Annotated in this window: 15 protein-coding genes; 3 read left to right on the top strand and 12 right to left on the bottom strand. The window is 67.9% G+C overall.

Going from position 1 to position 22,454, the window contains the following annotated elements:
• Positions 1–1,531 (bottom strand): glycosyltransferase (locus tag STRTUCAR8_RS05525; protein ID WP_006374460.1); only part of this gene is annotated, 1,531 nt, incomplete at its 3' end.
• The gene (locus STRTUCAR8_RS05520; RefSeq protein ID WP_078507122.1) at positions 1,528–2,799 is read right to left on the bottom strand and encodes a nucleotide sugar dehydrogenase; all 1,272 of its coding nucleotides are present in this window, start codon (positions 2,797–2,799) and stop codon (positions 1,528–1,530) included. The genes STRTUCAR8_RS05525 and STRTUCAR8_RS05520, both read right to left, overlap by 4 nt.
• A gap of 248 nt (positions 2,800–3,047) precedes the next feature.
• Between STRTUCAR8_RS05520 and STRTUCAR8_RS05515 the strand changes: the two genes are divergently transcribed.
• On the top strand, positions 3,048–4,133 hold the full coding sequence (locus STRTUCAR8_RS05515) for an LCP family protein (RefSeq protein WP_006374461.1): 1,086 nt from the start codon (positions 3,048–3,050) through the stop codon (positions 4,131–4,133).
• 56 nt (positions 4,134–4,189) lie between these two features.
• On the opposite strand, the gene STRTUCAR8_RS05510 is transcribed toward STRTUCAR8_RS05515, so the two are convergent.
• Positions 4,190–5,254 (bottom strand): PLL family lectin, encoded by a 1,065-nt coding sequence (locus STRTUCAR8_RS05510; RefSeq protein ID WP_006374462.1) that lies wholly within the window; start codon positions 5,252–5,254, stop codon positions 4,190–4,192.
• A 92-nt stretch (positions 5,255–5,346) separates the two neighbouring features.
• Between STRTUCAR8_RS05510 and STRTUCAR8_RS05505 the strand changes: the two genes are divergently transcribed.
• The gene (locus STRTUCAR8_RS05505; RefSeq protein ID WP_006374470.1) at positions 5,347–5,724 is read left to right on the top strand and encodes a PIN domain-containing protein; all 378 of its coding nucleotides are present in this window, start codon (positions 5,347–5,349) and stop codon (positions 5,722–5,724) included.
• Positions 5,725–5,773: 49 nt separating this feature from the next.
• Here STRTUCAR8_RS05505 and STRTUCAR8_RS05500 read toward each other — a convergent pair whose 3' ends face one another.
• From STRTUCAR8_RS05500 to ngcE, 9 genes are all read right to left on the bottom strand, one after another.
• Positions 5,774–7,270 (bottom strand): amino acid permease, encoded by a 1,497-nt coding sequence (locus tag STRTUCAR8_RS05500; RefSeq protein ID WP_006374466.1) that lies wholly within the window; start codon positions 7,268–7,270, stop codon positions 5,774–5,776.
• A 268-nt stretch (positions 7,271–7,538) separates the two neighbouring features.
• Complete coding sequence (gene dxs, locus STRTUCAR8_RS05495; protein WP_006374463.1) at positions 7,539–9,464, bottom strand: 1-deoxy-D-xylulose-5-phosphate synthase; 1,926 nt, start codon at positions 9,462–9,464, stop codon at positions 7,539–7,541.
• 268 nt (positions 9,465–9,732) lie between these two features.
• Positions 9,733–11,055 (bottom strand): sugar ABC transporter permease, encoded by a 1,323-nt coding sequence (locus tag STRTUCAR8_RS05490; RefSeq protein ID WP_006374457.1) that lies wholly within the window; start codon positions 11,053–11,055, stop codon positions 9,733–9,735.
• Positions 11,052–11,843, bottom strand: coding sequence for an ATP-binding cassette domain-containing protein (locus STRTUCAR8_RS05485; protein WP_078507121.1), 792 nt, complete (start codon positions 11,841–11,843; stop codon positions 11,052–11,054). The genes STRTUCAR8_RS05490 and STRTUCAR8_RS05485 overlap by 4 nt, the downstream gene beginning before the upstream one ends.
• 275 nt (positions 11,844–12,118) lie before the next feature.
• Complete coding sequence (locus STRTUCAR8_RS05480) at positions 12,119–13,219, bottom strand: sugar ABC transporter substrate-binding protein (protein WP_006374465.1); 1,101 nt, start codon at positions 13,217–13,219, stop codon at positions 12,119–12,121.
• Positions 13,220–13,342: 123 nt separating this feature from the next.
• The gene (locus STRTUCAR8_RS05475) at positions 13,343–14,542 is read right to left on the bottom strand and encodes an ROK family transcriptional regulator (protein ID WP_006374459.1); all 1,200 of its coding nucleotides are present in this window, start codon (positions 14,540–14,542) and stop codon (positions 13,343–13,345) included.
• Positions 14,543–14,734: 192 nt separating this feature from the next.
• A complete protein-coding gene (locus STRTUCAR8_RS05470; RefSeq protein WP_006374456.1) occupies positions 14,735–15,661 on the bottom strand; it encodes a carbohydrate ABC transporter permease in 927 nt (308 codons plus the stop codon).
• Positions 15,662–15,666: 5 nt separating this feature from the next.
• Positions 15,667–16,593 carry a carbohydrate ABC transporter permease gene (locus STRTUCAR8_RS05465; RefSeq protein WP_044471674.1) on the bottom strand — a complete coding sequence of 309 codons (927 nt, stop codon included), beginning with the start codon at positions 16,591–16,593 and terminating at the stop codon, positions 15,667–15,669.
• A gap of 60 nt (positions 16,594–16,653) precedes the next feature.
• Positions 16,654–18,135 (bottom strand): N-acetylglucosamine/diacetylchitobiose ABC transporter substrate-binding protein, encoded by a 1,482-nt coding sequence (ngcE, locus tag STRTUCAR8_RS05460; protein ID WP_006374469.1) that lies wholly within the window; start codon positions 18,133–18,135, stop codon positions 16,654–16,656.
• Between the two features lie 454 nt (positions 18,136–18,589).
• Between ngcE and STRTUCAR8_RS05455 the strand changes: the two genes are divergently transcribed.
• The gene (locus STRTUCAR8_RS05455) at positions 18,590–22,414 is read left to right on the top strand and encodes a GH92 family glycosyl hydrolase (RefSeq protein WP_006374467.1); all 3,825 of its coding nucleotides are present in this window, start codon (positions 18,590–18,592) and stop codon (positions 22,412–22,414) included.
• The last annotated feature ends 40 nt before the right edge of the window (positions 22,415–22,454 follow it).

Here is a 22,454-nt window from a genome sequence, read left to right as displayed (position 1 = left end):
CCCCCGGGAGCGGCTGCTCGAAGACCACGGCGGCCGGGCGACGGGCCGTACGGGCCAGTGCCACGCCTTCCAGACGCATGAGCTGAAGCGTCTCGCCGACCTTGGGATCGGAGTACGGGTCCTCTTCCTCGTAGATCTCCGTCACGTCCGTCTCGTGATCCCCGGCGACCGAGACCTCCACGCCGCCCTGCCGGGTGCCCCAACTGCCCTTGTGCAGGGTGAGGAGCGCGTAGAAGCGCAGCGGGGTGAGCAGGGTCAGCTGGATCACACCGTAGATCGGTGCGAGCAGGAACATGCCGAAGCGTTTGACGAAGCCCATGCCACGGCGCGGGAAGTCGAGGTACCGCACGTTGCGGAGGTATCCCATGAGCACCATGAAGACGCCGTAGTCGCCTATGTGGTCGACGAACTGGTCCGGCTTCATGATGGGCAGGATGACCATCGAGTAGAACATCGCCGAGCCGAAGACCAGCCACAGCGCCAGTTCCATGCAGGTCAGCCAGAAGGCCGGCCGGTACTTCTTCTGGTGCCGGAAAGCCCACAGGGACTCGCGGAAGAAGGACTTGTTCCAGCGGACCTGCTGACGCAGGAAGTGCGGCAGCTTCTCCGGCACGGCCGTGTAGCCGACGGCGGTCTCCTGGAAGACCACCTGGCCCTCCATCAAGCAGTAGTTGGTCATGCGGCGGTCGTCGCCGAAGACGGCCGGCTTGCCCAGGAACTGCTGGTTGAGGAAGTCGGGGAGGTACTTGCGGACCAGAGTCCCCCGGTAGGCGGAGAGCGCGCCGCAGCAGCACAGCACGGACTTCAGACGTGAGTACGCGGCCCGCTCGAAGAGGAACGAGTTGCCGTACCGCAGGTCCTGGAGGCGCGTGAAGATGTTGCTGTCGTAGTTGAGTGCCAGCACCATGCCCGTGGAGGCCATGATCTTCTCGTCCGCCATCGGCAGGAGCAGTTCACGGACGGTGTCCCGGGAGAGCACCGTGTCCGAGTCCACGCACAGGAAGATGTCCGTGTACGGCGCGGCCTCGAAGCCCAGTGCGAGCGCCTCGCGCTTGCCCTTGTTCTCCGGCTGCACGCTGACCGTGTACTTCACGCCGCGGGCCTCGAACTCGCGCCGCATCTTCTTCGCCGTCCTGATGCCGCTGTCACTGGCACTGGCGTCGTCGATGATGTGGATCTCGTTGGGGAGCCGGCTCTGCACAAGGAGGCTGCGCATGCCCTGCTCGAACATCACCGGGTCCTCGTTGTAGATCGGGATGACCGCGGTGACCCAGGAGTTCTCCAGGTACTCCAGTCCTTCCCGGTCCGCCTTGGCCGTCCGGTAGAAGAGGGCGCCGACCATCTTCAGGGCCAGCAGGCCCATGGCACCCATCGAGTACAGGTGCAGCGAACCGGCGTCGAGCCGGGTGGCGATCAGCGCGGCGAGGACGAGGAAGACGAGGTACGAGACCTTCAGATGCCTGCGCTTGCGGTGCCGCTGACGTCCGTCGGAGTCGACGGCGCCGGGTATGTACGGGTCCTCGGAGGTCACAGCTTGACCACCCGGGGGTGATCGGCGGACTTGCCCCGGGTGTCGAAGACGATCCGGGCGCGGTCGGCCAGCAGGTCCAGGTCGATCTCGCGGTGCGGCTGCAACAGGATGGTGAGGTCTGCGGACTCGGCCTCGGCCAGGTAGTCGTCGGTCCGCTCGACCGGCAGTCCGCCGACCGTCCAGTCGGTGACGCGCGGGTCGAAGTAGACCAGCTCGGCGCCCCGGGTGCGCAGGTTCTCGGCCACCGCCAGGGCGGGACTCTCGCGCTGGTCGGATATGTCGGGCTTGTAGGTCACGCCGAGCAGCAGGACCCGCGAGCCGCGGACCGCCTTGCTCCGGTCGTTGAGCAGGTCGGCCGCCCGGTTGACCACGTGCACGGGCATGCGCTGGTTGATCTCCTGCGCCAGCTCGACGAAGCGGAACGGAATACCGAGCGAACGCACCTTGTAGGAAAGGTAGTTGGGGTCGATGGGTATGCAGTGACCGCCCACTCCCGGGCCGGGGTGGAAGGGCGCGAAGCCGAACGGCTTGGTGGCGGCGCAGCGGATCGCGTCCCACAGGTCGACACCGATCTCCCGGCAGAACATCGACATCTCGTTGACGAGGGCGATGTTCACATGCCGGTAGGTGTTCTCCAACAGCTTGGCCATCTCGGCCTCGCGCGTGCCCTTCGCCTCGACCACGCGCGTCACGAAACGCTCGTAGAGGGCGCGGGCCGCCTTGGTGCAGTCCGGGGTGATGCCGCCGACCACCTTGGGCGTGTTCTCCAGGCCGTAGACGGGGTTTCCCGGGTCGATGCGCTCCGGGGAGAAGGCCAGATGGAAGTCCTTGCCGACGCGCAGACCCCCGGCCTCCAGGCGTGGCCTTACGACCTCGTCGGTGGTTCCTGGGTACGTCGTCGACTCCAGGACGACGAGGGTGCCCGGCGTCAGGTACCGCGCGATGTCCTCGACGGCCGCGTGCACCGCGCCGAGGTCCGGGGAACCGTGGTCGGTGAGCGGGGTCGGGACACAGACGACGACCGCGGCCGCCTCGGCGATGGCCTCCGCCTGGTCGACCGCCGTGAAGCCCTGCTCCAGCATGGAGCGGACCTCGGCGTCGGTGATGTCGTCCACGTGCGACCGGCCGGCGTTCAGACCGTCCACAACTGGTCGACTGCGATCGAGACCGACCACTTTCAGCCCGGCCGCCGAAGCGGAGCGAGCGAGGGGAAGCCCGACGTAGCCGAGCCCCACAACTAGTAGATCCACGGTGGTGTCTCTGCTCACGACATCATTCCCATCCCCGTTTCCACCGGCACTTCGCCGCGTGAAGGTAAAACTTCGGTCTTCAGTAACACAATTCGAACAAAACAAGAGTGAGGATGCTAGCAAATACTTCACATCTCAAACGCATATAACGCAGTGCTGCTTCTCACTCACTCACACGTACAACCCTTCAGTCCTCTCGTGTGTCTCAACCCATCCCGCAGCGCGCCCTTCCCGAGGAGGGGTCGCCGATCCAAGACCGGAGCACCATGAGTCAGTCCCGGCTCCCCGCCGCCGACCAGCCCTCACGTCGTCGCGAACGCCCCCGCAGCCGTGCCCGGACGGTACGCCGCAGCCTCCTGGCGGGGTTGCTGGTGCTGGTGGTCGGCGGTGGCGGAACTGCCTGGTGGATGTACCAGGGGCTCGACTCCAACCTCAAGGAGGGCGCCGTCGACCTGGACAAGGCACTGGGCGACGGGAAGAACCGGCCCGTCCGGACTGCCGTGGCCGGGGACGCGACGAACCTGCTCGTGCTCGGCTCGGACTCGCGCGCGGGGGCCAACGCCGCGCTGGACGACGCCAAGGTGAGTGGGGCACGGTCCGACACCGCGCTGCTGGTGCACATCGCCAAGGGCCGGACCCAGGCGGTCGCGGTGAGTATTCCGCGCGACACCCTCGTCACCCGGCCCGAGTGCACCGCGCCCGGCGGGACCGTGGTGCCCTCCGCGAAGCGGGTGATGTTCAACTCGGTGTACTCGCAGGTCGGTTCGGCGTGCACGGTGAAGACGGTGGAGGCGATGAGCGACGTACGCGTCGACCACCTGATCGAGCTGGACTTCGCCGGCTTCAAGGAACTCGTCGACGCGGTGGGCGGGGTGACCGTCACGCTCGACAAGCCGATCACCAAGCTGGGGCTGAGCGCGGGGGCGCACCGCCTGGACGGCACGGAGTCACTGAAGTTCGTACGGACCCGGTACGGCTACGGCGACGGCAGTGACCTCGGCCGCATAGGACTGCAGCAGCGGTTCATGCTCGCCCTGTTGAGCGAGATCAAGCGGCAGGGCCTGCTCGGCAGCCCGACCAGGCTGTACCGGATCGCCGACACCCTCACCGAGTCGCTGACCACGGACTCCGGGCTGGCCTCGCTCACCTCCCTGGCCGAGTTCGGGCGGAGCGTGCAGGGCATCGACCCGGCGGGCATGGAGACGGTCATGCTGCCGGTCGCCTACGACAAGGTGGACCCGAACCGGGTCGTGGCCGTCGAGCCGCAGGCGGATGCCCTGTGGAAGGCGATCCGCACCGACTCCCCGATCCCCGAGTGGGCGAAGAAGTCTCCGGCGGGCGGCGGGAGTTAGCCTTCCTCCTACGTTCCCCTTACCCGCCCCTCAAGCCGGGGCGGGTCGGCCGGGTCTCAGAGCGTCCGCCAGGCGTCCAGCGCCAGCCCCGGCTCGCCCTTCTGCCGGGCCACGGCCAGTTCCCCGGCGGCCATCGTCGCGGCCACCACCCGTCCACCGGTGTCCTCCGCCAGCGACACCCGTGCGTCCAGCGGGAGTTGGGGTCCGGACTCCGTCCACCACGCCCCCGCCGACTCCTGCTCCGTCGGATACGCGGCGAACGCCACCCGGCCGCTCGCCGAGCGCTGCGCGAGCACCGTGCAGTCGACCTCGTCCAGGGTGCAGCGGATCACCGACACCGGTCCGGGACCGGCCCCCGCGAGCAGTTCGACCGGCTCGCTGCCCGGCCGCCACGCGCACACCGTGTCCGTGTCGTCCGTGTAGAACAGCGTCACGTGCTCGTCCGACGTGACCAGCGCCCGCAGGCTTCCCTGACGGGCCGTCACCTTCAGTGGGGCCTCGTCGAGTTCCGGGATCCAGCCGGGTCCGCCCTGCGTCCAGCGAAGGATGCCGTGAGGCGAGTTTCCGTACAGCTCGACGCGTCCGGACGTACGCGTGACGGCCGTCAACTGCTCTTCCACGTCCTCGCCCTTGAGGTCACGCCAGGGGCCCCAGCCGCCGCGCTCCTTCTGGCCGCGCATGCTGACACCGCCCACGGCGTTCCGTACGAAGACATGGGCGCGGCCCTCGGCGTCCACGGCGACCGCCGGTACGCCGGTCCAGTCGCCCTTCTGGTTCGGGTGGCCGAGGGGCGTCCAGTCGAGGGCGGCGAGGGCGGGCCGGAAGTGCGTGGTGTGGATCAGACCCGCCTCGCCCTTCACGGTGGGCCGCCATGCCGCCAAGTGGGCGTACTCGTCGGCGCCTTGGCCGACACCGAGCAGGGGATGCACGCGCTGGTCGCCGCCGATGCGCCGGGACGCGAGCCAGGGGCCGCCGGGACGCGACTCCGCGCGGCAGACGATCCCGTCTCCCACGGCGTCGTACGCGCTCAGCCGGCCGTCGCGACCCCGTATGAGCCAGTCACCGTTGACCGACTCGGGACGCCCCGCGGCCGTGTTGGCGGAAGGAGGAACAATGGGCACTGGACTACTTTAGTGTGCTCTTACCTTTGGCGCGCCCCCCGGCCCCCTCATCCGGTATCCCCGATTCCGGTGCCGCGTGCGACCCTGATCCCATGGAAGCCCCGCTGCTCGTGATCGTCGACGCCGCGAATGTCGTCGGCTCGGTTCCCGACGGCTGGTGGCGGGACCGGCGCGGGGCGGCGGAACGGCTGCGGGACCGGTTGGTGGCGTACGCGGAGAGCGGGTTGCCGGGGCGGGCGGGACCCGTGGAGATCGTCCTGGTGGTCGAGGGGGCGGCCCGCGGGGTCGCTTCGGTGCCGGGCGTACGGGTGGAGTCGGCGTCCGGCAGCGGGGACGACCGGATGGTCGAGCTGGTCGCCGAGTTCGCGGACCGGGAGTGCCTGGTCGTCACCGCTGATCGCGAACTGCGGCGCAGGGTGACCGAGTTGGGCGCCGAGGTCGCCGGGCCCCGTACGGTGCGGGAGGACTAGCCCGCCGTACCGTACGGAATCCGGTCGTCACCTCCGCCGACGGCGCGGGTCAGGCGGTGTCCGCGGTCTCCTCCTGTTCGCGTCCGAGGCGGCTGTGGGAGCGGCCGTAGAGGAAGTACACGAGGAAGCCGATCGCCATCCAGACGCCGAACCGGAGCCAGGTCTCGGCGGGCAGGTTCAGCATCAGCCAGAGCGAGGCGAGCACCGACAGGATCGGGATGAACGGCACCCACGGGGTCCGGAAGGCCCGGGGCAGGTCGGGGCGGGACCTGCGGAGGATGATCACGCCGATCGCGACGACCACGAAGGCGAACAGCGTGCCGATGTTCACCAGTTCGGCGAGCTCGCTCAGCGGGGTGAAGCCGGCGACGACGGCGATGATCACGCCCAGCAGGATGGTCGGCCGGTGCGGGGTCCTGAACCGCGGGTGGACGTGGGAGAAGAAGGTGGGGAGCAGGCCGTCGCGGCTCATCGCGAAGAAGACGCGGGTCTGGCCCAGCAGCAGGATCATGCAGACGGTCGTGAGGCCGACGGCCGCGCCGAAGCTGATGAAGCCCGCGAACCAGGGGTGCCCGGTGGCCTTGAAGGCGTCGGCGAGCGGCGCGGTCACGGACAGGTCGGTGTAGTGCTGCATGCCGGTCACCACGATCGACACCGCGACATAGAGGGTGGTGCAGATGATCAGGGAGCCGATGATGCCCCTGGGCATGTCGCGCTGCGGGTTCCTGGTCTCCTCGGCGGCCGTGGCCACCACGTCGAAGCCGATGAAGGCGAAGAACACGACGGAGGCCGCGGTGAAGATGCCCATCACACCGAAGTTCGAGGGTGCCCAGCCGAACATCAGCTGGATGAGCGGCGACTGGAGCCCGTCACCGGCCGTCACCTCCTGCGCCTTCGGGATGAACGGGTCGTAGTTGTCGCCCTTGACGAAGAAGGCGCCCGCGATGATCACGACGAGGACGACGGTCACCTTGATGGCGACGACGATCGAGGTGACGCGCGCGGAGAGCTTCGTGCCGAGCACCAGAATGCCGGTCAGCGCCAGGACCAGCGCGGCGGCGAGGATGTCGAAGCCGAAGCCGTCGGCCCCGTCCCGGCCGCTGAGCGCCTCCGGCAGATGCCAGCCGGCGTTGTCGAGGAGTGAGGTGATGTACCCGGACCAGCCGACGGCCACCACCGCCGTACCGAGGGCGAACTCCAGGACCAGGTCCCAGCCGATGATCCAGGCGGGCAGTTCGCCGAGCGAGGCGTACGAGAACGTGTACGCGGATCCGGCCACCGGGACCGTGGAGGCGAACTCGGCGTAGCAGAGTGCCGCGAGGGCGCAGACGACCCCGGCGACCGCGAAGGCCAGGGCGACGGCGGGGCCGGCGTTGTTCTTGGCGACCGTGCCGGTGAGGACGAAGATGCCGGTGCCGATGATGACACCGACGCCGAAGACCGTCAGGTCCAGCGCGGACAGGGATTTCTTGAGCGCGTGCTCCGGTTCCTCGGTGTCACGGATGGATTGTTCGACCTTCTTCGTTCTGAAGAGGGTGCTGCTCACGGGTGTACCTCCCACGCTGTGTCGTCCCGGACATGATCGGGAGGGGGCGATGGGGGTCCCCCCGGTCGAGTGAAGCCGAGACTGGGGGAGCGCCTGCCCCGGCGCGCGGAGGTTCACTCCATTAGGGGGCACATTCGCACCGGCGTCGGTCCGGGCCGGGCCGGCCGGGGATCCGGAGGTTGTCCCCCGGGTGAGCGCGGTACGCCGATGGGCCGGTCCCGCCACCGTGAAGGGTGGGGAAACCGGCCCGTCGGGGCTCAGCGGCGGGTCAGTCGCGGGCGGGCTGCACCGAGTCGACCTCGGACTGCTCGAACCGTCCGTCGATCCTGGACACCAGTCCGGTGACCTGGCGGGCGATGTCCGGTGCCGTCAGGCCGATCTCCGCCATGACCTCGGCCCGGGAGGCGTGGTCGAGGAAGCGCGGCGGGATGCCGAAGTCGCGCAGCGGTACGTCGACCCCCGCGTCCCGCAGGGCCTGTGCGACGGCCGAACCGACGCCGCCCACACGGGAGTTGTCCTCGACGGTGACGACCACGCGGTGCCGCTCGGCGAGCGGTGCCATGGCCTCGTCGACCGGCTTGACCCAGCGCGGGTCGACGACGGTGGTGGAGATGCCCTGTTGCTCCAGCAGCCCGGCGATCTCCAGGCACATGGGCGCCAGCGCGCCCACGGAGACAAGGAGTACGTCGGGCGTGTCGGTGCCGGGCTCGCGCAGCACGTCCATGCCGCCGACGCGTCCCACCGCGGGTACGGCGGGGCCGACGGCGCCCTTCGAGAAGCGGACGACGGTCGGCGCGTCGTCGACCTGGACGGCCTCGCGGAGCTGGGCACGGACCTGGTCGGCGTCGCGCGGGGCGGCGAGCCGGAGGCCCGGGACGACCTGGAGGATCGACATGTCCCACATGCCGTTGTGGGAGGCGCCGTCGGTGCCGGTGACCCCGGCCCGGTCGAGCACGAACGTCACACCGCACTTGTGCAGCGCCACGTCCATGAGGACCTGGTCGAAGGCCCGGTTCAGGAAGGTGGCGTACACCGCGAACACGGGGTGCACTCCCCCGGCGGCGAGGCCGGCCGCGGACACGGCGCCGTGCTGCTCGGCGATGCCGACGTCGTAGATGCGGTCCGGGAAGGCGTCGGCGAACTTCTTCAGGCCGACAGGCTGGAGCATCGCGGCCGTGATGGCGACGATGTCCTCGCGCTCCCTGCCCAGCTCGACCATCTCGTCGCCGAAGACGGAGGTCCAGTCGGCGCCGGATGCCTTGACCGGCAGGCCGGTGTCGGGGTGGATGGGGCCGATGCCGTGGAAGCGGTCGGCCTCGTCCTGCAGGGCGGGCTGGTAGCCGCGGCCCTTCTCCGTGAGGCAGTGCACGATGACCGGGCCGCCGAAGCGCTTGGCGCGGGCCAGCGCTGACTCCAGGGCCTCGATGTCGTGGCCGTCGATCGGGCCGACGTACTTCAGGCCGAGGTCCTCGAACATGCCCTGCGGAGCGATGAAGTCCTTGAGGCCCTTCTTGGCGCCGTGCAGGGTCTCGTACAGCGGTCTGCCGACGACCGGGGTCCGCTCCAGCAGGTCCTTGCCCTTGGCGAGGAACCGCTCGTAGCCGTCCGTCGTGCGCAGGGTGGCCAGGTGGTTGGCGAGGCCGCCGATGGTCGGCGCGTACGAACGTTCGTTGTCGTTGACGACGATGACCAGGGGGCGGTCCTTGGCGTCGGCGATGTTGTTCAGCGCCTCCCAGGCCATCCCGCCGGTGAGCGCGCCGTCACCGATGACGGCGACCACGTGGTGGTCGTCGCGTTTCAGCACCTCGTTGGACTTCGCGATGCCGTCGGCCCAGCCGAGGACCGTCGAGGCGTGCGAGTTCTCGATGACGTCGTGCTCGGACTCGGCCTGCGAGGGGTAGCCCGACAGGCCGCCCTTCATCTTCAGCCTGGAGAAGTCCTGACGGCCGGTGAGCAGCTTGTGGACGTAGGACTGGTGGCCCGTGTCCCAGAGCACCTTGTCCTTGGGCGACTCGAAGACCCGGTGCAGGGCGATGGTGAGCTCGACGACACCGAGGTTGGGGCCGAGGTGGCCGCCGGTCTTGGAGACCGCGTCGACGAGGAAGGTCCGGATCTCCCCGGCCAGCTGGTCGAGCTGCTCCAGGCTGAGCCGGTCAAGATCGCGCGGTCCCTTGATGCGGGTCAGCAACGGCACCCGTGCCTCCTTGCAGTAGAGCTGATCGAGCTTTCGCCGGGCGTGTCGAGTCTAGTGTTCCGCCTTCGCGACCGACGCCCGGCCTCTGCGTGATACGTCACGCGATCGGCCGTACCCAACAGTTGGTCCCGGCATCGCAATGCGACACCGGGCACAAACGTTCGAAAGCACGCCGCAGGCGCCACTTTCAGGGGCGCGGGGAACTGCGCGACAAGCCACAGCGGGCCGACAGCGGCAGAACCACCGCACCCGCTACGGCGTCACCGCCTCACGCACGCCCTGCGGCCTTCTGGCTCCGCCGCGACACCGAGTCGATCACAACGGCACCCAGCAGCACCGCACCAGTGATCATGTACTGGATCGAGGTGTTCATGTTCAGCAGGTCGAGCCCGGTCTGGATGGACTGGATGACCAGCATGCCCAGCAGGGCGGACCACACCGTGCCGCGGCCGCCGAAGAGGCTCGTACCACCGATGACGGCCGCCGCGATGGCGAGCATCAGGGTGTTGCCGCCACCGGCGTTCAGCGTGGCGGACGCCGTTACGCCGGCGAAGAACATGCCGCCGACCGCCGCGAAGCCGCCGGAGATCGCGAACACGGTGATGCGGACCATCGGCACGTTGATACCGGCACGACGGGCGGCCTCGATGCCGCCGCCCACCGCGAACACCTTGCGGCCGTACGTCGTACGACGCAGCACGAAGTCCACGATCACCAGCGTCGCCAGGAAGATCACCAGTGAGTTGGAGACACCCTCGGCGTTGTTCAGCACAGCCGCGGCCGCGAAGGAAGCGACCGCGAGCGCCCCCACGCGCAGCAGGATCTCGCTGTTCGCCCGGAACGGCACACCCGCCGCCCGGCGGCGGCGCTGCTCACCGAAGTTACCGACCAGGGACAGCACGACCGCGAGAGCGGCCAGCAGATACGCGCCGATGACGGCCTGGTCCATGAAGAAGGAGCTCTTGCCCAGCAGGTGCACCGGACCGCTGTCCGACGGAATATTGATGGTGCCGCTGGAGCCCAACAGCCACAGCATCAGGCCGTTCCAGCCGAGGAAGCCGGCCAAGGTGACGACGAACGCCGGTACGCCGATCTTCGCGAAGAACCAGCCGTGCAGCGCTCCGATGGCGATGCCGGTGAGGATCGTCAGAATCAGCGAGAGCCAGGGGTTCATGCTGTGGTTCACCACGAACACGGCGAACAGCGTGGACGCCAGACCGCTGACGGAACCGACGGACAGGTCGATCTCACCCAGCAGCAGGACGAACACCAGGCCGATGGCCAGCATGCCGGTGGCCGACATGAAGTAGCTGATGTCGGAGAGGTTGCCTGCGCTAAGGAACAGGTCGTTCTTCACCTGGAAGATCGTCCAGATGACGATCAGGCCGATGACGACCGGCAGCGAGCCCAGCTCGCCGCCCTTGACCTTGCGCTTGAACTCGGTGACGTAGCCCTTGAGTCCCTCGTCACGGATCAGCAGACGCGGGTCGACGACGGACACCGGCGCCGCGGTCGGGTCATCGGCGGGTGCCACCGTGTTCTGGTGCTCCGCCCCCGGGTCGGGCTTCACGGTCTTGGACGTGTCGCTCACTTTGCCGCCTCCGTGTCGCGACGCCCCGCACGACGGGTCACGGCGTTGTCCGTGGCTCCGGTGATCGCGGCGATGATCTCTTCGTGGCTCGTGGTCTTCACGGGGAAGGAGCCGTTGTTCTTGCCGAGGCGCAGGACGTGGACGGTGTCCGCGACCGCCTTCACGTCGGCCATGTTGTGGCTGATGAGGATGACGCCGAGGTTGCGCTCGCGCAGCCGCTCGACCAGGTCGAGGACCTGTGCGGTCTGCTCGACGCCGAGGGCGGCGGTGGGCTCGTCGAGGATGACGACCTTGGGGTCCCCGATGAGGGCGCGCGCGATGGCGACGACCTGGCGCTGACCGCCGGAGAGGCTGGCGATCGGGATGCGCACGCTCGGGATGCGGATGGAGAGGGTGCTCAGCAGTTCCCGGGCGTTCTTCTCCATCGACACCTCGTCGATGACACCGCGATGCAGCAGCTCACGGCCGAGGTAGAGGTTGCCGACCACATCGAGGTTGTCGCACAGGGCGAGGTCCTGATAGACGGTCGCGACGCCGAGTCCCTGGGCGTCGTGGGGCTTGTTGATGCTGACCGGGTTGCCCTCCCACTCGATGACTCCCTCATCGATGGGGTGAACGCCCGCGATCGTCTTGACCAGGGTCGACTTTCCTGCGCCGTTGTCGCCCACCAGGGCGACCACTTCTCCGGGGTGGACCTCCAGCTCTACGTCGGTGAGGGCCTGGACCGCACCGAACCGCTTGGAGACTCCGCGCAACGCCAACACGGGCGTAGCGGACACGTGAACCATCTCCTTCGCCGCCTGACCGGCGGGGATGCCGCGCTTGGGGAAGGCGCGGAGGGGTGTGCTCAAGGCACTGGTTTACAAGATGAACATGCGCGCATCCGCTGCCGATGGCAACGGTTCCGTCCGACGCCCGGCCCGGCAGCGGGGTATGAAGGCCGGACCGGGCGTCGGACAGGTTCTATGGGAGCGCCGGTCATGTCCGGGTGAGTGCTCTCGTGGTGCTCAGCGAGTACTCGCGAGCCCTCACCCGGGACCGGCGGCCGTGGTGCGCCTGTCGGCTACGAAAGGCCGGCGGTCTTGCAGGCGGCGGCGAACTCGCCGGTGCAGATCTCGGCGACGGTGTAGAGCTTGTCCTTGACGACCGTGTCCGCGATGTTGGCCTTGGTGACCGACACCGGGGTCAGCAGCTGCGAGGGGACCTTGTTGCCGGAGCCGCTGGTCAGCGTCGAGGTGGCGAGCGAGTCGATGCTCTTGCCGTCGAGCAGGTTGACCGCGATCTGGGCGGCGGCGTCGGCCTCCGGCTTGAAGGCCTTGTAGACGGTGCTGGACTGGGTGCCGGCGACGATGCGCTGGATGCCCGCGAGCTCCGCGTCCTGACCGGTCAGCGGGATACCGCTGATGCCCGCACCCTTGAGTGTGTTGGCGATGCCACCGGCCATGCCGTCGTTGGCGGCGTAGACGCCCGCGATGTTCTTGGCGCCGAGCTGCGTGATGGCGGCCGACATCTTCTGGGCGGCGACGGTGTCCTTCCACAGGCCGGACTGCTCGTAGGCGATGTCGACCTTGCCGTCGAGGGCCTTGTGCGCGCCCTCCTTGAACTGGCCGGCGTTCGGGTCGGCGTCGTCACCGTTGATCATGACGACCTTGGACTTCGGGGTCGCCTTGGCGCCGAGGGAGGTGAGCAGGGCCTCACCCTGGAGCTCACCGACCTTGACGTTGTCGAAGGAGACGTACGCGGAGACCGGGCCCTGGGCCAGACGGTCGTACGCGACGACCTTGATGCCCTTGTCGACGGCCGTCTGGATCGACGACTTGATGGCGGCGGAGTCCTGCGCGCTGACCACGATCACCTTGACACCCTTGGTGATCATGCTGCTGACCTGCTGGGCCTGCTTGGCAGCGTCACCGGCGGCGTTCGCGTACTCGACCTTGCAGTCGGAACACAGTTCCTTGACCTTGGCCTCGAAGAACGGCCTGTCGAACTTCTCGTAGCGCGCCGTCACGCTGTCGGGGAGCAGCAGACCGATGGTCTTGTCGCCGCCCGAGCTGCTGCTGTCGCTGTCGGACTTGTCGTCCCCGGCCTTGCCGCAGGCCGCCACGGCAAGGGCCATGGATACAGCGGTGGTACCGATCACGACTCTACGCATCATCGCGTTCATTCTGGTGGTGCCTCCCTGACAGGGCCGCAACGCTGCGGCCGAGGTGGCTGGAAGTCAACTCGGCCACACGTGCGACGTCAAGAAGTAAATCCTTAACGGGTTGGCAACGGCTTTGTTCGTTCTCTAGGTGAAGGCAGGAGTCGCTGCGTGCAGCGTGCCGTCCAAAAGGGTCGAATCACCCATCTCGCTCAATGCGAGGGCGAGCGCTCCGAGCACCTCCGCACGACCTCCAAGTGCCCCTGGAAGAACGGACAGTTGACGTGCCGCGCTGGGGATCGCATAGCGGCCGACAGACTCTCTTATGGGACCGAGCACCAGCTCACCGGCCTCGGCGAGATCACCGCCGAGGACCACCCTGCTCGGGTTCAGCAGATTGCAGAGATTGGCGACTCCACTGCCGATGTGTCGGCCGACGTCGGCGATCACGCGACGGCAGCCAGGGTCGCCGTCCCGCGCCAGCCGCACGACACCTTCCATGGTCAGGTCGGTTCCGTGGCTGGACTGGAGGAGCGGCAGCACATAACGAGCCGCCGCGAAGGTCTCCAGGCAGCCCCGGTTTCCGCAACGGCAGACGGGGCCGGATTCATCAAGAGTAATATGCCCGATTTCTCCCGCTGTGCCACCCGGGCCACGATAGATCTTGCCGTCGATCACCAGACCGGCCCCGACACCGCTCGCGACCTTGATGTACGCCAGGTCGCGCACCCCCCGTCCGCTGCCCCAGACCAGCTCACCGAGGGCGCCGAGGTTGGCGTCGTTGTCCACGTGCACCGGCACGTTCAGGCGCCCGCGCAGCTCCTCACCGGGCCTGGTCCCGATCCAGCCCGGCAGTATGGCGCTGGAGCCCAGGGTGCCCGACTCCACGTCGATCGGACCCGGTACGCCAAGGCCCACACCGGCGATCTTCGACCGGTCGACGCCCGTTGCTGCGATCAGGCGATTGACCAGCTCTTCGGCCCTGTCGAAGCCCTGCGCGGCGGAGGCGTCCACGTCCAGCGGCTCGGACTCCTCGGCCAGCACCTGGTGGGCCAGGTTGCCGACCGCGACCCGTAGATGCGTGTGCCCGAAGTCGACGCCGATCACGATGCCGGCGTCCCCGCTCAGCGAGACGGCCCGGGCCCTGCGGCCACCCGCCGAGGTGGGCGTGACCTCGACCGTTCCGCCGTCCTTCAGCTCGCGCACGATGTTGGACACCGTGGCCGCGGACAGACCGGTGCTCCTGGCGATCTCGGCCTGCGTCAGCGACCCGGCCAGGCGCACGGCCCGTACGACCCGTTCCAGGTTGGCTCGGTGCAGTGACGACTGCGATCCCGGAGTCTCCACGACGACCTCCTGCGCGCGGGACCGCTTCGATGAGGCCCCGTCTATGTCCAACTAGTGAACTCTAAGATGAGCCGTTCGGGTCGCCTCCCGTCAAGAGGTTGAACTGCATCCGGGGTCTTGTGCGCATAGGTGCGCACGTGCACGGTTTGCGGCGTGCACGCGCGCGTACGGGGGCTGAACAACAGGTTCCGGTTACTTCAGGGCACCCGCCGTGAGTCCCGTCACCACCTGACGCTGGAAGACGATGTACGCGGCCAGCACCGGCAGCATCGCCATCACCAGGCCGGCGAAGAGACCCGACCAGTCGCCCTTGTAGCCCTGGCTGGCGGCCAGCTGCACCAGACCCTGGGTGAGGACCCTTTTGTCAGGGTCCGTGTTGAGCACCGTCGGCAGCATGTACTGGTTCCACTGGCCGAGGAAGTTGAAGATGCCCACACTGATCAGGCCTGGTTTGGCCATGGGCAGCATGATCTGGAAGAAGGTCCGGGAGTGCGAGGCGCCGTCGACGAAGGCCGCCTCCGCCACCGAGGTCGGCAGGGTCCGGAAGAACGCGGTCAGGAAGAAGACCGTGAACGGCAGCGAGTAGGCGATGTAGACCAGGATCAGCCCGTGGATCGTGTTCAGCAGGCCCATGTTGTTGACGACGTAGAACAGCGGGACCAGCGCCAGCATGATCGGGAAGCTCATGCCGCCGATGAACAGGTAGTAGATGAACCCGTTGCCCGGGAAGTCGAAGCGGGCCAGGACGTACGCCGCCATCGAGCCGAGTACCAGGGTGCCGATGAGCGAACCGCCCACCACCAGGATGGTGTTGAGGAAGTAGTCGCTCATGTTGGCGTCGGTCCAGGCCCGCGCCCAGTTGTCGAAGTGCAGCTCGTCCGGCAGGGACCAGGGTGAGCTGAAGATCGCGTTGTCGTCCTTGAAGGACGTCATCACCGCCCACAGGAGCGGCATCACGACCATGAACGCCCACAGGATGAGCATGCCTTGCGAGAAGACGTTGAGGACCCTGCCCTCCTTCTTCTCCCGCCCCTCCTTCCCGGCCGCGTTCTCCTTGCGCACGGGCCCCCCGGACTGCTGGGGAACCGTGTCCGACGGCGTGCTGTCGGTCGTCTTCATATGTGTCAGTACTCCAGCCGCTCGCGCCGGCCCAGCCGCATCACGAGGGCCGCGAAGGCCAGCGTGACGACGAGCAGGGCGACCCCGATGGTGGTTGCGTAGGCGGCCTGACCGTCGCGGAAGGCCTTCTGGTACACGTACAGGACCATGACGGTCGTCGAGTAGTCCGGGCCGCCGGGGCCGGTCGTCATGATCTGGACGACCGCGAACGCCTCGGCGCCCAGCGCGAGGATGCCCATGTAGACCCAGCCGGACTGCACGGTGTCCCACAGCAGCGGCAGGGTGATCCGGAAGAACGTGGTGGCACGGCCCGCGCCGTCGAGCAGCGCGGCCTCGTACAGGTCCGCAGGGATGGACGCCATGCCCGCGGAGAACAGCACCACGAAGAAGCCGACCGTCGACCAGACCAGCACGGCCATCACACACCACAGCGCGAGGTCCGGGTCGCCCAGCCAGAGCGGCTGGACACTGTCGAGGCCGATGCCGCGCAGGAACGAGTTGATCGAGCCGCTGTCCGGGTTGTACGCGAACGCGAACAGCAGCGCGACGATCGCGATCGACAGCACCTGCGGAAAGAAGTAGACGATTTTATAGAAGGAGGAACCGCGGACCCCCGAAATCACCGGTCCGCCGCGGCGGCGCTTCCCGCCCACATTGATCATGAAGGCGAAGAACAGCGCCAGACTGATCGTCACCAGCGGCAGCACCAACGCGAACAGAAGGCTGTGCTGCAACGACTTCCAGAAGATGTCGTCGTCGAACATCCTCCTGTAGTTGTCGAGGCCCACCATCTTGAATTCCGGGCTCAGTCCGGTCCAGTCCGTGAACGAGTAATAGATGGACTGGATGAACGGCCAGATGACGAACAGTGCGTACAGCCCCAGAGGGACCGCCAGGAATCCCACGATGAAGCGGTACTTGCCGTGCTGCATTACCACAGACCCCGTTCCGTGCGCGGGTGCCGCCGCTGGTGACAGATCATCGACTTCGGGTCACTGGTGCTTGTAGTGCTTGATCGACGAGTCCTTCGCGGTCTCGTCGGCGTAGTCCTGGATCTTCTTGATGGCCTCGGCCGGGGTGAGCCGTCCGGCCATCATCTCGCCGAGCCCGGACACGCCGATCTTCTCCTTCTGGAGCTGCACGTACCAGTCCTGCAGGCGCGGGTTCACCACGTTGTCGCCGGCCTTCTCCAGCGCCGCCACACCGGACTTGAGGCCCGGGGTGAGGGTGATGCCGTCGGTGCCGCCGTTGTACGCGGTGAGCGACTTGACCTTGCTGGTGAAGTTCTTCGAGGAGGCCTCACTGAGCATGATGCGCAGCTGCTCCATACCGCCCGCCGTGTTCTTCGCCTTGGCCGGGACGATGAACGGCTCGCCGCCGGAGGCCCAGATCGTGCCGAACGGCAGCTTGTCGGAGCTGTCGATGCCGGTCGGCGCGGAGACGGCGAGGTTGAAGTCGGCGGGCATGACGTTCGCCGACTCGTTCTCGACCCAGGAGCCGTTCGGGATGAACAGCGCCTTGCCCTTGGCCCACGCTGTCTGCGACTGGATGTGGTCGAGACCGGGGGTGCCCTTGAGGACGTAGCCCTTCTTGTAGAGCTCGTAGTACGCCTCGAAACAGGCCTTGACAGCCGGGTTCTTCCAGGCGTTCGGCTCCAGGTTGTCGATCGCGTCGAGGACCTCGACCCCACCGACCTTGCCGATCATCGCGTACAGCGAGAAGGGCAGGTAGTACGGGTACTTGCCCGCGTAGGTCCAGCCGGCCATGCCCTTTTTCTTGGCCTTCTCGCACACGGCGAGCATCTCGTCCCACGTCTCCGGGTAGGTGGCGTCGAGCGAGTCCAGGGCCTTCTGCGAGTACCAGACGCCGTACACCGTGTAGGCGTAGTACATGATCCACACCGGGTCGCCGTCGAGCTGACCCATCTCGACGATGCCCGGCCGCAGCGTGTCGCGGACCTTCTTGTTCGGGTCGTCGAAGGACGGGGCGTCGAGCAGCGGGGTGAGGTCGGCGAGCTGGTTCTTGCCGGCCAGGACGCCCATGTCCATCTGCTCGGCGCCGGAGTTGTCGATCAGGTCCGGCGGGGTGCCCTGGTTGAAGCGGGGCTGGAGCGTGGACTGGATCTTCTGGGTGGCGGAGAACTTGACCTTCGCCTTGGGGAAGTTCTGCTCGTAGATCTTGACCGCGTCCTCGGCGTACTCCTTGCCGAAGCCGCCGTCGAAGAGCACGAACTCCATCTGGGCGCTGTCGTTGACGGCCAGCGGGTTCTGCGCGGTCTTCTTGCCCGCCTTGGCCTTGTCCTCGTCTCCTCCGCCGCTGCTGCTCGCACACGCGGACAGGAAGCTCATCGTGGGGACGGAGACCAGGCCGAGTGCCGCGGACCTCTTGATCAGGTCGCGGCGGCCGAAGCCGTTGACGGAGGTGGTGCCGGTCGTGCGCTCGGGGGTGTGGCTCTCGCCGGAGGTGGATCCCATGCTCAAGTCCTCGCCTTCTCCAGGACTCAGGCGGTGAACCGGATCCTCCCGGCACCGCGGTCGGGTCGAACTGGGTCGTGCAGGAAGTACTTAGTGCGTGTTGCGCCCTGATCAGAGGAAATACCCGGCAGGCCGCGCTTTCGGCACGTCAAACCACCCTTCCGGCTCCCCTCGCACCGGGCGTCGACCGGTCGAACAGTGGCAGATGCCGACAGGTATAGTCCACTTCCCGTCAAAGGGGCAAGATCGAATGCAGGGTTGACCGCGGGTCTTTTCCGAGTTGAGACCTCGCGGAAATATGTGGACCACGCCCATCGCTTTGCCTGGGAAATTCGCGATATTGGGCCCGAATGCCACACCCAACACCCTTGACACCACTGGCCACTTCACTCCCTACTGGTTCCTGCGCAGCCAAGGTGACAACGTTGTCCGACGGCAGGGAGGGTGCTCTCGCATGCGGCAGGGAGTTCGGTACAGGGCCCGGTACGGATGGGGGTTCGGATCAATTCCGGCCATCGCGGCGGTGTTCGCACTGGTGATCGGCGGGCAGGGTGCGGCGACCGCTCTGCCGGCCCGCGCGCCGGCAGCCGACCAGGAGTTCGCCTCCTCGTTCGAGGCAGGTGAGGCGGCGCCGGACTGGCTGAACACCGTCGACACCGGGCCGGACGGCACGAAGCGGGCCTCCGGTGTCGACGGCGGGTACAGCAGCGGCATCCCCGGCAACGCGACCGACCATGTGACGGACGTACGGGCGAGCGGCGAGAACACCGGCGGGGGCGAGGTGAAGGAGAACCTCGTCGACGGCGTGCCGGGGACCAAGTGGCTCACCTTCGCGCCGAACGGCTGGGCGGAGTTCGACCTTGACGAGCCGGTCAGGGTCGTCACCTACGCGCTGACCTCGGCCAACGACCACGCCGAGCGCGACCCCGCCGACTGGACGCTCCAGGGCTCGGCGGACGGTACGACGGGCTGGCAGACCCTCGACACCCGTACGGGTGTGTCGTTCGCCGAGCGGTTCCAGACCAGGTCGTTCGACCTGTCGTCGCCTGCCTCCTACCGGCACTTCCGGCTGGACATCGGCCGCAACAACGGGGGCGCCATCACGCAGCTCGCCGATGTCCAGTTCTCGACGGGCGGCGGTGAGACGCCCGTGCCCCGGGACATGCTGTCGCTGGTCGACAGCGGGCCGAGCGGCTCGCCGACCGCGAAGGCCCGCGCCGGTTTCACGGGCAAACGTGCGCTGCGGTACGCCGGTACGCACCGGGCGGACGGACGGGCGTACTCGTCCAACAAGGTGTTCGACGTGAACGTGGCCGTGGGCCGCGACACCGAACTGTCGTACCGGGTCTTCCCGTCGATGGCGGACGGCGATCTCGACTACGACGCCACGAACGTGTCGGTGGACCTGGCCTTCACGGACGGCACCCTGCTGAGTGAGCTGTCGGCCCTCGACCAGCACGGCTTTCCCCTCACGCCCCAGGGGCAGGGCGCGGCCAAGGGGTTGTACGTCAACCAGTGGAACCATGTGGCGTCGCGGATCGGTGCGGTGGCGCAGGGGAAGACCGTCGACCGGCTGCTGGTGGCGTACGACTCACCGACCGGGCCGGCGAGGTTCCGCGGGTGGCTGGACGACGTGGCGTTGCGGACCGTCGCCCCCGAGCCGCCCCGGGAGCATTTGTCCGACTACGCGGTGACGACCCGGGGCACCAACTCCAGCGGCGCCTTCTCGCGGGGCAACGACTTCCCGGCGACGGCCGTGCCGCACGGTTTCAACTTCTGGACGCCGGTGACCAACGCGGGCTCGCTGAGCTGGCTGTACGACTACGCGCGGGCCAACAACGCCGACAACCTGCCGACGATCCAGGCGTTCAGCGCGAGTCATGAGCCGAGTCCCTGGATGGGTGACCGGCAGACCTTCCAGGTGATGCCGTCGGCCGCCGCCGGGACCCCGGACACCGGCCGTACGGCACGGGCGCTGGCCTTCCGGCACGAGAACGAGACCGCGCGGCCGTACTACTACGGGGTGCGCTTCGAGAACGGCGTCAAGGCCGAGATGGCGCCGACCGACCACGCGGCGGCCTTGCGCTTCACCTACCCCGGCGCCGACGCGAGCGTCCTGTTCGACAACGTCACCGACCAGGCGGGCCTGACCCTGGACCCGGAGAACGGCACCTTCACCGGCTACTCGGACGTGAAGTCGGGGCTGTCGGCGGGGGCGACCCGGCTGTTCGTGTACGGGGTGTTCGACGACGACGCGGTGGTGACGGAGGGCTCGTCGAGCGGGGTCAAGGGCTACCTCCGCTTCAGGGCGCCGACCGGTGTGGTGACGCTGCGAATCGCCACCTCGCTCATCAGCGTCGAGCAGGCCGAGGCCAATCTGCGCCACGAGATTCCGGACGGTACGTCCTTCGAGGCGGTACGGGCCGGTGCCCAGCGGCAGTGGGACGGGCTGCTCGGGAAGGTCGAGGTGGAGGGGGCGACGCCGGACCAGCTGACGACGCTGTACTCCAGTCTGTACCGGCTGTATCTGTACCCCAACTCCGGCTTCGAGAAGGTCGGTTCGAAGTACCGGTACGCGTCTCCGTTCTCCCCGATGCCGGGCCCCGACACCCCGACGCACACCGGGGCGAAGATCGTGGACGGCAAGGTGTACGTCAACAACGGCTTCTGGGACACCTATCGGACGACCTGGCCCGCCTACTCGCTGCTGACTCCTCGTCAGGCGGGCGAGATGGTCGACGGGTTCGTCCAGCAGTACAAGGACGGCGGTTGGACCTCGCGGTGGTCCTCCCCCGGGTACGCGGACCTGATGACGGGGACCTCGTCGGACGTGGCGTTCGCGGACGCGTATGTGAAGGGCGTCGGTTTCGACGCGAAGTCGGCGTACGACGCGGCCGTCAAGAACGCCACCGTCGTCCCCCCGACGTCGGGCGTGGGCCGCAAGGGCATGGCGACCTCGCCCTTCCTCGGCTACACCAGCACCGAGACGCGTGAGGGCCTGTCGTGGGCGCTGGAGGGCTACCTCAACGACTACGGCATCGCCCGGATGGGCCAGGAGCTGTATCGGCAGACGGGCGGGCAGCGGTACAAGGAGGAGTCCGAGTACTTCCTCAACCGGGCCCAGGACTATGTGCGGTTGTTCGACAGGAAGGCCGGGTTCTTCCAGGGGCGGAACGCGCGGGGCGACTGGCGGGTGGAGTCGTCGGCGTACGATCCGCGCGTCTGGGGTCACGACTACACGGAGACGAACGGCTGGGGGTACGCCTTCACCGCCCCGCAGGACAGCCGGGGTCTGGCCAACCTGTACGGCGGCCGGGCGGGCCTGGCGGACAAGCTCGACGACTACTTCGAGACCCCGGAGACGGCCTCACCGGAGTTCGTGGGCTCGTACGGCGGGGTGATCCATGAGATGACGGAGGCCCGGGACGTCCGGATGGGCATGTACGGCCACTCCAACCAGGTGGCCCACCACGTCACTTACATGTACGACGCGGCCGGCCGGCCCTGGAAGACGCAGAAGAACGTCCGCGAGATCCTCTCCCGTCTCTACACGGGCAGCGAGATCGGCCAGGGCTACCACGGCGACGAGGACAACGGCGAGCAGTCGGCCTGGTACCTCTTCTCGGCGCTCGGCTTCTATCCGCTGGTCATGGGCAGCGGCGAATACGCCGTCGGCTCCCCGCTGTTCACCAAGGCGACCCTGCATCTGGAGAACGGCCGGGACCTGGTAGTGAAGGCCCCGGACAACAGCGCGCGGAACGTGTACGTGCAGGGGCTGAAGGTCAACGGCCTTTCCTGGACGTCGACTTCACTCCCCCACTCGATCGTCTCCCAGGGCGGAACCCTGGAGTTCGACATGGGCCCCGAACCCTCGACCTGGGGGGCGTCCAGAAACGCGGCGCCGGTGTCGATCACCCAGGACGACGAGGTGCCGTCCCCGCGTGCGGATGTGGTGGAGGGCGAGGGCGCGTTGTTCGACAACACGTCGGCGACGGACGCGACGGTGAGGTCCGTGGCGCTGCCCATCGCCGGTGACGACGCGAAGGCCGTCCAGTACACGCTGACGTCGTCGGACCGGACCGAGGCGCCCACGGGCTGGAAGCTGCAGGGCTCCTCGGACGGCACGAACTGGCGGACGCTGGACCGGCGTTCCGGTGAGTCGTTCAGGTGGGACCGGCAGACGCGGGCGTTCTCGGTGGCGTCCGGGGGCTCGTACGCGCGGTATCGGCTGGTCCTCGACGGTGAGTCGACACTGGCGGAGGTGGAGTTGCTCGGCTGATCATCCGTGGTTCCCCGGGCACGCTTCGCCGTTCAGGGCT

Source organism: Streptomyces turgidiscabies Car8, assembly GCF_000331005.1.
Lineage (GTDB): Bacteria > Actinomycetota > Actinomycetes > Streptomycetales > Streptomycetaceae > Streptomyces > Streptomyces turgidiscabies.
Note: the sequence above shows the minus strand (reverse complement) of the source record. Positions and strands in the feature narration are given on the sequence as shown.

Coding starts and splice junctions, on each gene's coding strand:
- STRTUCAR8_RS05515 (WP_006374461.1), top strand. CDS start 3,048: ATGAGTCAGTCCCGGCTCCCCGCCGCCGACCAGCCCTCACGTCGTCGC.
- STRTUCAR8_RS05505 (WP_006374470.1), top strand. CDS start 5,347: ATGGAAGCCCCGCTGCTCGTGATCGTCGACGCCGCGAATGTCGTCGGC.
- STRTUCAR8_RS05485 (WP_078507121.1), bottom strand. CDS start 11,843: ATGGTTCACGTGTCCGCTACGCCCGTGTTGGCGTTGCGCGGAGTCTCC.
- STRTUCAR8_RS05480 (WP_006374465.1), bottom strand. CDS start 13,219: ATGAACGCGATGATGCGTAGAGTCGTGATCGGTACCACCGCTGTATCC.
- STRTUCAR8_RS05470 (WP_006374456.1), bottom strand. CDS start 15,661: ATGAAGACGACCGACAGCACGCCGTCGGACACGGTTCCCCAGCAGTCC.
- STRTUCAR8_RS05465 (WP_044471674.1), bottom strand. CDS start 16,593: ATGCAGCACGGCAAGTACCGCTTCATCGTGGGATTCCTGGCGGTCCCT.
- ngcE (WP_006374469.1), bottom strand. CDS start 18,135: ATGGGATCCACCTCCGGCGAGAGCCACACCCCCGAGCGCACGACCGGC.
- STRTUCAR8_RS05455 (WP_006374467.1), top strand. CDS start 18,590: ATGCGGCAGGGAGTTCGGTACAGGGCCCGGTACGGATGGGGGTTCGGA.